Origin of the sequence: Zoogloea sp. 1C4, assembly GCF_009469605.1 — a bacterium.
Lineage (GTDB): Bacteria > Pseudomonadota > Gammaproteobacteria > Burkholderiales > Rhodocyclaceae > Zoogloea > Zoogloea oryzae.
Window position 1 is genome coordinate 1 of the sequence record NZ_SSXU01000046.1, and the last position, 8,308, is coordinate 8,308.

8 protein-coding genes and 2 pseudogenes are annotated in these 8,308 nt (G+C 64.7%); 4 read left to right on the forward strand and 6 right to left on the reverse strand.

Annotated features, from left to right (window positions below; all coding sequences use genetic code 11):
* Window positions 1-112, forward strand: a pseudogene (locus GH681_RS22265) (IS5/IS1182 family transposase); the annotation flags it as partial.
* 112 nt (window positions 113-224) lie between these two features.
* On the opposite strand, the gene GH681_RS22270 reads toward GH681_RS22265, so the two are convergent.
* From GH681_RS22270 to GH681_RS22295, 6 genes and pseudogenes are all read right to left on the reverse strand, one after another.
* Window positions 225-935, reverse strand: a complete 711-nt coding sequence (locus GH681_RS22270; RefSeq protein WP_153163707.1) for a hypothetical protein — start codon at window positions 933-935, stop codon at window positions 225-227.
* Window positions 932-1,417, reverse strand: coding sequence for a hypothetical protein (locus GH681_RS22275; protein WP_153163708.1), 486 nt, complete (start codon window positions 1,415-1,417; stop codon window positions 932-934). The genes GH681_RS22270 and GH681_RS22275 overlap by 4 nt, the downstream gene beginning before the upstream one ends.
* Before the next feature lie 83 nt (window positions 1,418-1,500).
* Entirely contained in the window at window positions 1,501-1,677 is a 177-nt protein-coding gene (locus GH681_RS22280) for a hypothetical protein (protein WP_153163709.1), read from the reverse strand.
* A gap of 243 nt (window positions 1,678-1,920) precedes the next feature.
* A complete protein-coding gene (gene istB, locus GH681_RS22285) occupies window positions 1,921-2,709 on the reverse strand; it encodes an IS21-like element helper ATPase IstB (RefSeq protein WP_141355045.1) in 789 nt (262 codons plus the stop codon).
* A 157-nt stretch (window positions 2,710-2,866) separates the two neighbouring features.
* Window positions 2,867-4,288, reverse strand: a pseudogene (gene istA / locus GH681_RS22290) (IS21 family transposase); the annotation flags it as partial.
* A gap of 160 nt (window positions 4,289-4,448) precedes the next feature.
* Window positions 4,449-5,666, reverse strand: coding sequence for an IS4 family transposase (locus GH681_RS22295; RefSeq protein ID WP_153163710.1), 1,218 nt, complete (start codon window positions 5,664-5,666; stop codon window positions 4,449-4,451).
* Window positions 5,667-6,119: 453 nt separating this feature from the next.
* On the opposite strand from GH681_RS22295, the gene GH681_RS22300 reads away from it, so the two are divergent.
* The 3 genes from GH681_RS22300 to GH681_RS22310 all read left to right on the forward strand — a co-directional run.
* Window positions 6,120-6,431 (forward strand): IS66 family insertion sequence element accessory protein TnpB, encoded by a 312-nt coding sequence (locus tag GH681_RS22300; protein WP_153163711.1) that lies wholly within the window; start codon window positions 6,120-6,122, stop codon window positions 6,429-6,431.
* Complete coding sequence (gene tnpB / locus GH681_RS22305; RefSeq protein ID WP_141355114.1) at window positions 6,431-6,790, forward strand: IS66 family insertion sequence element accessory protein TnpB; 360 nt, start codon at window positions 6,431-6,433, stop codon at window positions 6,788-6,790. Before GH681_RS22300 ends, tnpB begins: the two co-directional genes overlap by 1 nt.
* Before the next feature lie 29 nt (window positions 6,791-6,819).
* Window positions 6,820-8,308, forward strand: a 1,489-nt coding sequence (locus tag GH681_RS22310; RefSeq protein WP_153163712.1) for an IS66 family transposase, incomplete at its 3' end; no start/stop codon positions are given.

The window sequence follows — 8,308 nt, forward strand, 5'->3', positions numbered from 1 at the left end:
GCTTCGCACCATCGGCCAGGCGCGGGCGAACTTTGCGCTGACGATGATGGCGGCCTGCTACAACCTGAAGCGGCTGGTTTACTTCCAGAAGGCCGGAATCAGGGCCTTCTGACGCCCGAAATGGGCCAACTCGCGGCCGCCGGAGGCGATTCGAGGTAAAACAGGACGGTACCGGCAAAGAAAGCGGTGATTTGCCTAAGAAATTGAGCGAGATTTGGCCGCGATCATCGTTGTACCGCCCAATTTTCTGAAAACTGCGGGTTATTCGAGGTGCTCAGCTGTTTGTCGTTGAGCGTCCCTTCTGCATGAAAGGCGCGTGCTTTGTCCAGCAGGGTGGATCTGCCGGGCAGATCGTCGATGGGGCCGGCGCGCCAGTCGCCACGCACCTCTTTGGTCATGAAGATCATTTCGTGATCGATCACCGCCCATGTGCCACCGGGCAGGCGCAAGAGGTTGCCGGCGTTGCGGTCGGCATTGCATAGCCAGATGTCGAAGGCGGCGATTCGGGGGCCGCAGTCGGACTTGAGCGCGGCAAGCAGTACCTGGTCTTTCTCAGGTTCAGTCCAGGTGGCGTTTTTGAGATGTGGCATGAGCGAGGCGCACCAAGCCAGCACGTCTCCCTCGTGGGGGGCGTCATCGGGGTAGTCTGAACCCATCATCCCGGCGAGCCATGCGGCGTCAGCTACAAGAATGGCAGCTTTCTCAGGGGCGGGGAGTTCGCCCACCTTGGCCAGGACAAAGCCGATGGCCTCGTTTCCGGCTTGCGGCCAGAGGTGATCAAGGTAAAGCAGCTTGACGACGGCGGTCTCTCGCCCCTCACCAAAGTCGATCTCGGCAAAGTGGCTGGAACTGTTCCAACCACTGCTCTTTAATCGACCGATAAAGCGTTTGTATGCGGTTTCCGTTACGACCTGGGCAGGGAGCGGGGCGGTCATTTCTTCTCTTGTTCGGCGCGGATGGCGGTGCGAGCCATGTCCACGAGGATTCGCAGGGACGGGGAAAGGCCGTCCGGCAAGGGGGCGGATGGAGCGGCTAAGGCAATGTCTATCAATGCCTTGGTTGCTGCGTCGGCAGAGTTGTACTTGGCCACGACGCACTCATCGGGTGATGCCGCATGAGTGCTCGCGGATTGTTGCCCATTTTGGATGCCTGAAACGGGGTATTCCCCGATTCGTTTTGGCCCGCGGCCGCTAAGAAGCCACTCGATACAAACGTTAGACCAGACCGCGATTCGTCGTGCCATGTCTAGTGCAGGGTAGCCCTCTCCTTCAAGCCACTTTCTCGCACCTTTCTGCGTAACGTTAAAAATTCTTGCGAGTGTTGTCTGCCTGGCCTGGCCCTTCGGTGGGACGCTCATCTCATCGCAGATTTCGTTCAGGCGAGCAGAGAACGCAGCTTTTTCATGGTCAATTTCCATAGAACCAAGAGTTACATAGGAGGGGAACGATCAGTACTTGAGAAATGGTAACTTTCGGTACTATAATTCTTGGCATGTCGAATTCAAATCCCGTATCCATCGCCGTCTTCCTGGTTGGGTTGCAGCCCTTGGCCAAGGCCGTGGGGGTCTCCTATCAGATGATTCGAAAGACCGACGCGGCCGAACACGCGGCCCATCTGGTTCGCCGGACCGCTCTGGCCGAAGGCATTGCCGCCCTGGCTGACAAGCCCGTCCTCCATGGAGACAACGGCGCGACGCTCAAGGCCATCCAACCCTCACGATGGCCTGTACGCCGAGCGATCGGCGCGCATTCCAGAATTTCAGACGTGACTTACGAAATGCACTCTCGCGTCAAACGACAGCCACACAGAACCGGACAAACCATCAACCTGCCCGCTTGTCACTGACCGCCACAATAGAGCCACCTCTGACCGGCATATAGGAGCCAGTTTGAATCGTCTCTGAGGGACGTCTTCGGGGGTTCAAGAGTGGTGGTTTTTCGGGGTGCTGGCAAGCGTCGTTTTGGCCTTGTTCGGACCCTGCCGCGGGGCGCGATAGGACGCCCCGTCGAGGGTCAGGCAATAGGCGTTGTGACGCAGCCGATCGACGGTGGCGGAGGCCAGCAGGCGGTTGCCCGGGAAGGCCTGGTCCCACTCGGTGAAGTCGAGGTTGCTGGTGACCACGGTGGCCGCCTGCTCGTAGCGCTCGGCGATCAGGTCGTGCAGATCCTCGTCGGCCGGGGCGCGCAGCGGCTTCAGGCCAAAGTCGTCGATGATCAGCAGCGGCACGCGAGCCAGCTGCTGGAGCTTTCTCTCGTAGTTGCCGATGGCCCGGGCCGCGTTGAGGCTGGCGAGCAGCTGCGCACAGGACGCAAAGACCACGTCCTGCCCCTGGCGCACCGCGCAGTGCCCGAGCGCCTGCGCCAGGTGGCTCTTGCCCGTGCCGCAGGGCCCGACGATGAGCACCGGGGCCTTCTCGTGGATGTAGCGGCCGGTGGCGAGGTCATGGACCAGCGCCCGGTTGGTCGAGGGCAGCCGGTCGAACTCGAAGCCCTCCAGCGTCTTGGTGGCGCGGAAGGCCGCGCGGCGCAGCCGGGTGGCGAACTTCTTCTGCTCGCGCCGGGCCACCTCGTCCTGGATCAAGAGGGCGAGGAACTCGGTGTAGGCGAGCTTGGCGTCGATCGCCTGGCGGTTGCGCGCATCGAGCGAGTCGAGGATGCCCGAGAGGCGCAGTTGCTTCAGTTGCGGGGCCAGTTCGGTGGCGGGATTCATGGTGAAACTCCTTGGGGGGTGTAAAGACGCCGGGAGGGCGTCTTGGGGGCCAGTGAATCGAAGGGGGTTCGTCGGCGAAGAGATCGGCGGCGCCGCGGACGAAGCGGGCCCCGCCGGCGTAGGGCGCGCTGCTGACCGGCCCCGCCGCGGGCGCCAGGTCGTGCCCTCCGGCGAGGATAGTCTTGACGGTGCGGTAGTGCGGGCTGTCGTGCGCCAGGGCCCGCTCGCAGGCCACCTCGAGCCGCTCGGCGCCGTACTTGGCCTTCAGGTGCAGCACCCCCTGGGCGGCCCGCAGGCGCTCGGAGACGCGGTCCGAGAGGAGCCGCTCGATCAGCCGGGCACAGGCCGGCCCGACCCCGACGGCCTGCTGCAGACACCAGGCGCGGTCATGGGCGAAGAAGGTCCGGGCCTCGGGCGGCAGATGATCGGTGACGGTGCGCCGCTCGCCGGGCCGGCGGCTACGGGCATGGACGGCCACCGGCTGGAAGTCCTGATACACCGTCACCACGCTGTCGGTGGCGCGCAGCCACAGGCGCTTGCCCACCAGCGTGAAGGGCACCGAGTAGAGCCCGCGCTCGAAGCTCACGTGGCAGTCCCGATGCACCGTCACCTGCTGCCAGCAGCCCAGATCCGGCGGCACCGCCGGCAAGGGCAGGAGCAACGCGCGCTCCACCGCGAAGCTCTCCAGCGGCCTCACCCGCGTCGTGCCGTGGATGCGCTGCCCGGCCACCTGCAAGACCCACGCGCGCACCTGGGCGTTGAGATCCGCCAGATCGCGGAAGGCGCGGGTCGGCAGGAAGTTGCCCTTCACGTACTTCACGCCCGCTTCGACGATGCCCTTCTTCTGCGGGTCCCGCGGCGGGCAGGCGTCGATCCGGAAGCCGTAGCCCTCCGCGCACTCGGCGTAGGCCCGCTGCACCTCGGGGTCGCGGGCGCAGGCGCGGGTGATGGCGCACTTGGCGTTGTCGATGATCAGCCGCGCCGGCACCGCGCCGAACCACTCGAAGGCCCGCTGGTGGCAGCCGAGCCAGGTGCGCACGCTCTGGTCCCACACGAACTCCACGTACTGGTGGCGCGAGAAGGCGAGGGTCATCACGAAGGCCCAGGTGCGGCGAAGCTGGCCGGTGGCGGCGTCGACGAGCTCAGGGCCGGCGCCGAAGTCCACCTGGGCCGCGTCCCCCGGCTCGAAGGTCAGGCGCACCGTGGTGTCGGGCGGCAGCTCGCGCCCGATGGCGCCGATCAGGCGGCGGACGCTGGAGTAATGGCCGGTGAAGCCGTGCTCGCGCACCAGGGCGGCGTGGATCGCCACGCCGGAGACGCCCTGGCCGAGCCAGCGCTCGACGAGGGGGCGGTAGGCACTGAGGGCCGACTGGGCCGAGGCCGGCAGGCGCGGGGGCGCCAACGCGGTGGCGATCTCGGCGTCCGGCGGCAAGGGGCGGCCGGGCTCAAGCCAGCCCTGCGCGTGGGCCAGCGTGCGAAAGCGGGCCGCCTTGGCGCGGCCCATCAAACCGGAGCGGGCAATCTCGCGCTCCGAATCGCCCTGACGCAAACGCATCAGGGCCTGGCGGTACTCGTGCATCTCGATACTCCTGCGGGCCACCGGCTTCCTCCTGCCAAACCCGGCAGGGTAGCGGTGAGCCGCGAAAGGTCGAGACGTCCGTCAGAGTGAGGCTGGCTCCATTACGCCGATCCGGCGCTGGCGCCAATGTGCCGATCCGTGGGTGGCTCCATTACGCCGATCACGGGGTGGCTCCAATGTGCCGGTCACGCCCTGGCTCCATTGTGCCGATCACCAAGTGGCTCCTATGTGCCGGTCGGTGACACCAGCTCAGGACGCACAGGGTTGCAATCAGGTTCACCAGCCTTTCTGCCGTTCGCAGCCTCGACTCTTCGACCTTACAGCCGGACTTGAGGATCTTGTGAAAGACTTCGATTTTCCAGCGTAGCGCGTACCAGTTCAGTTTCTCGATGGCGTCCCCCGAGGTGACAACGGGCAGGTCTGTCAGCAGTTTCCAGTCGATTCTGTCATGCTCGCTCGGTGGCGCCTTCTCTCGGGCGTGAATGACTGTCAGCGACAGTTCCGGATAGTGTTTTTGCTTGCCAATGGGCGGTAAGACATGGATGCGACGATACTTCAGCTCTAATATCGCTTCGCGCAAACCACCGCCTCTGTCCCGTGTTTCGACTCGGTGCAATCCTTTGCAGCAGACCTCATGCATCTCGTCCGCGATGGTGTGCGTGCCGTCACCGGCCAGGCGGTCAACGCAGGTCCGCACAAGAAAGTGCGTTCCAGCCGCTTCGGCAGCGCAGAACAGTTCGTAAATATCACTTTCGCGGTCCCCGACATGCACGCAGCGCTCGGGCCTACCGAGCAGCTCCGTCGCTTGCCGGAGATTCTGGAGCCAACGGATGCTCTCCTTGTGCTCAATCGGCACGCGTGTCGGATTGACCTTCTTCTCGAGGGCCTTAGTCCCTTTGAACTTGTCGCGCGTCCAGAACTTCACCGCTGCAATCCCCAGCGGCAAGCCTTCGCGCGTCACGACCAAGCTCGAGTGCATCAGGATGCCGCAGGCCGTCCGCTGACCGATCTGCCCGAGCAGACCGATGCTGCCATCGCGGTGCTTGAACGAGATCTCCGTCGTGTCGTGCAAGACCAGAACATTGTCATCGACGAGGAATGCGCGTTCGCGGGTCGAATGAAAATGTCCTGACAGAATGGCTTCTTCGCTGACCCGCGGATTCGAGAGAAAGCGGTAGGCCGCCTTCGTGTTGGCCCAGTCCTGACAGGCGAACGGAATGCTCTTGCCGATACCTTCGGTCAGTTGCTGAAGCAGCGTTCGGAACCGCTTACCCAGCCGTTCGTCCTTGAAGTCACAGTGAGCCACCTCGTCCTCTGCCCACGACCGCACTTCCAACTGGGCACTCGAACAGATTCCAGTACCGCTGCGCTTGTCCATGACTTTGCCTCGCAGATTGATACTTGCCTGTTAAAGCTTAGATAACGCTTTAAGAAGACTCTACAAGGCAATGAAAATTGTGGGTAATTGAAAGGGTTGCCGGGGGCTTACGGTCGTCTGCATCTTGCGGCAGACAGTGATCTCCTTCGGGCTTTAGCAAGTGAGGGTTGTGTATCTTGCTTCAAGAAACGTATCCGTCTCGACGCCTGATGCAACGCTATGGCGATTTACTGCTCGCAGGTTTGGGACACGATAAGCGCGCGGCCAACCCATCTGACCGAGTACCTCAAGGCACAGCTCGGGCTCGACTTCTTGCACACAGATCCGGATACGCTCAACTGGCTCTTAGCCAAGATCATTTGATGATATGTAACCGCTCACTGAGCGGCGTTCTTCCCCCGCCCGGGCTCACACGGAAGAATCCTCCTTCTGTTCAATCAGGAGGAACGCGAAGTGACCAGCGCGACGACAGGCAACAACAAGCGGCAGCGGCGTAGCCGCGAGGCGTGGGGCGAGGTGCTGACGCGCTTCGCCGCCAGTGGCCTGGAGATCGAGGCGTTTTGCGCCCACGAAGGCCTCAGCGTATCGAGCTTCAGGCGGTGGCGGAGCCTGCTGGCGGATGACGTCTCCCGCGGCGTAGAGCTGCCCCCGCCGGGCGCGCCGCAAACCGGCTTTGTCGACGCGGGCCTGCTCGGCGCTGGAGGTCGCCTCGAACTGCGGCTCGATCTGGGCGCAGGGGTGATCCTCCACCTGTCGCGCGGCTGATGTTCTTCCCCGAAGGCGCCGTCCGGGTCCATGTGTATGGCCAGCCGGTCGACATGCGCAAATCCTTCGATGGCCTCTACGCGCTCACCCGCCACGCGCTCGGGTGCGATCCGCTCTCGGGCGAGCTGTTCGTGTTCATCAACCGGCGCGGCACGCAGATGAAGGTGCTGTACTGGGACCGCACCGGATTCTGTGTGTGGGCCAAGCGCCTCGAAGAGGGGCGCTTCGTGTCGAACTGGGCGCACATCGCCACGCGCCAGATGGACTGGACCGGGCTCAAGCTGCTCCTCGAAGGCATCGAGCCCGCCCGCTACAAACGCCGCTACAAACGGCCCGAGACTGCCTTGAAACCCGCATGAATGCTGGGGCTTACGGTAAAATACGGGCCATGCCGCGCCCGCATCCCACCCCCGTTCCGACCCCCGCCGAAGCCGCCCAGTGGGCGCCCGAGCGCGTCGTCGAACTGGCCCAGGCGCATGCGGCGCTGCAACGCGAAGTGCAGACCATCCAGCACCAGCTCGAGTGGTTCCGGCGCCAGCTCTTCGGCCAGAAGAGCGAGAAGCGCCCGCTGGCCCCGCACCCGGCGCAGCTGCACCTGGGCGAACTCCCCATCCCCGATGCGCCGCCCGAGCCTCCCGGCAAGCCGGTGGCCGGCCACACGCGGCGTACGCCACGCACCGATTTCGCCCAGGACAAGAACGACGCCACGCTGTTCTTCGACGAAGCCCGCGTGCCCGTCGAGACCATCACCCTGGCCAACCCGGAGCTCGAGGGCCTCTCGCCTGACCAGTACGAGGTGATCGGCGAGAAGGTCAGCCATCGCCTCGCACAGCGCCCGGGCAGCTACGTGATCCTCAAGTACGTGCGCCCGCTCATCAAGCGCCGCGACACGCAGACGCTCCACTGCCCGGCGGCCCCGGCGGGGGTGATCGACGGGTGCCGCGCCGACGTGAGCTTCCTCGTCGGCCTGCTGCTCGACAAGTTCGCCTGGCACCTGCCGCTGTACCGCCAGCACCAGCGCCTCCTTGATGCCGGCATCACGGTCAGCCGCGCCTGGCTCACCCAACTGGCCGCGCAGGCCGCCGCGCTGCTCGAGCCGATCTACGCGGCCCAGCTGGCCTCGATCCGCACAAGCCGCGTCAAGGCCATGGACGAGACCCCGATCAAGGCCGGCCGCGCCGGCCCGGGCAAGATGAAGGGCTGCTACTTCTGGCCGGTCTATGGCGAGCTCGACGAGATCTGCTTCCCCTTCTTCGAGAGCCGTGCGCACAGCAACGTCGAGAAGGTGCTCGGGCTCACCCCGGTCGAGGGCGGCGTGCTGCTCTCCGATGGCTATGGCGCCTACGAGGCCTATGCCGGCAAGACCGGGCTCACCCACGCGCAGTGCTGGACGCACTGCCGACGGGAGTTCATCAACGCCGAAGCGGCCGAGCCCGACCTGGCGGCCAAGGCGCTCGACTATATCGGCGCGCTCTACGCGGTCGAGGCGAAGCTCCGCGAGGCCAGGCTCAAGGGGGACGCCAGGCGCGAGTACCGGCTCGATCACGCGCGGCCGATCGTCGAGGCGTTCTTCGGCTGGGTGAAGGAGCATCTGGCGGCCCAGGGGCTCCTGCCCAGCAGCCCGCTGACCAAGGCGCTCGCCTACGCCCACAAGCGACGTGCAGCGCTGGAAGTGTTTCTGGCCGACCCGGATGTGCCGATCGACACCAATCACCTCGAACGGGCGCTACGGCCGATTCCGATGGGTCGGAATTATGTCCAGTCCGCGATTATGCTGAGTCGCCGGCGGCGGGCCGCCCGATCCGCGGCGCCCCGCCCATACCGGCTGCGCATAATCAAAGAGCCTGCAGGAACTTCAACAGCGCATCGGTCGGCCG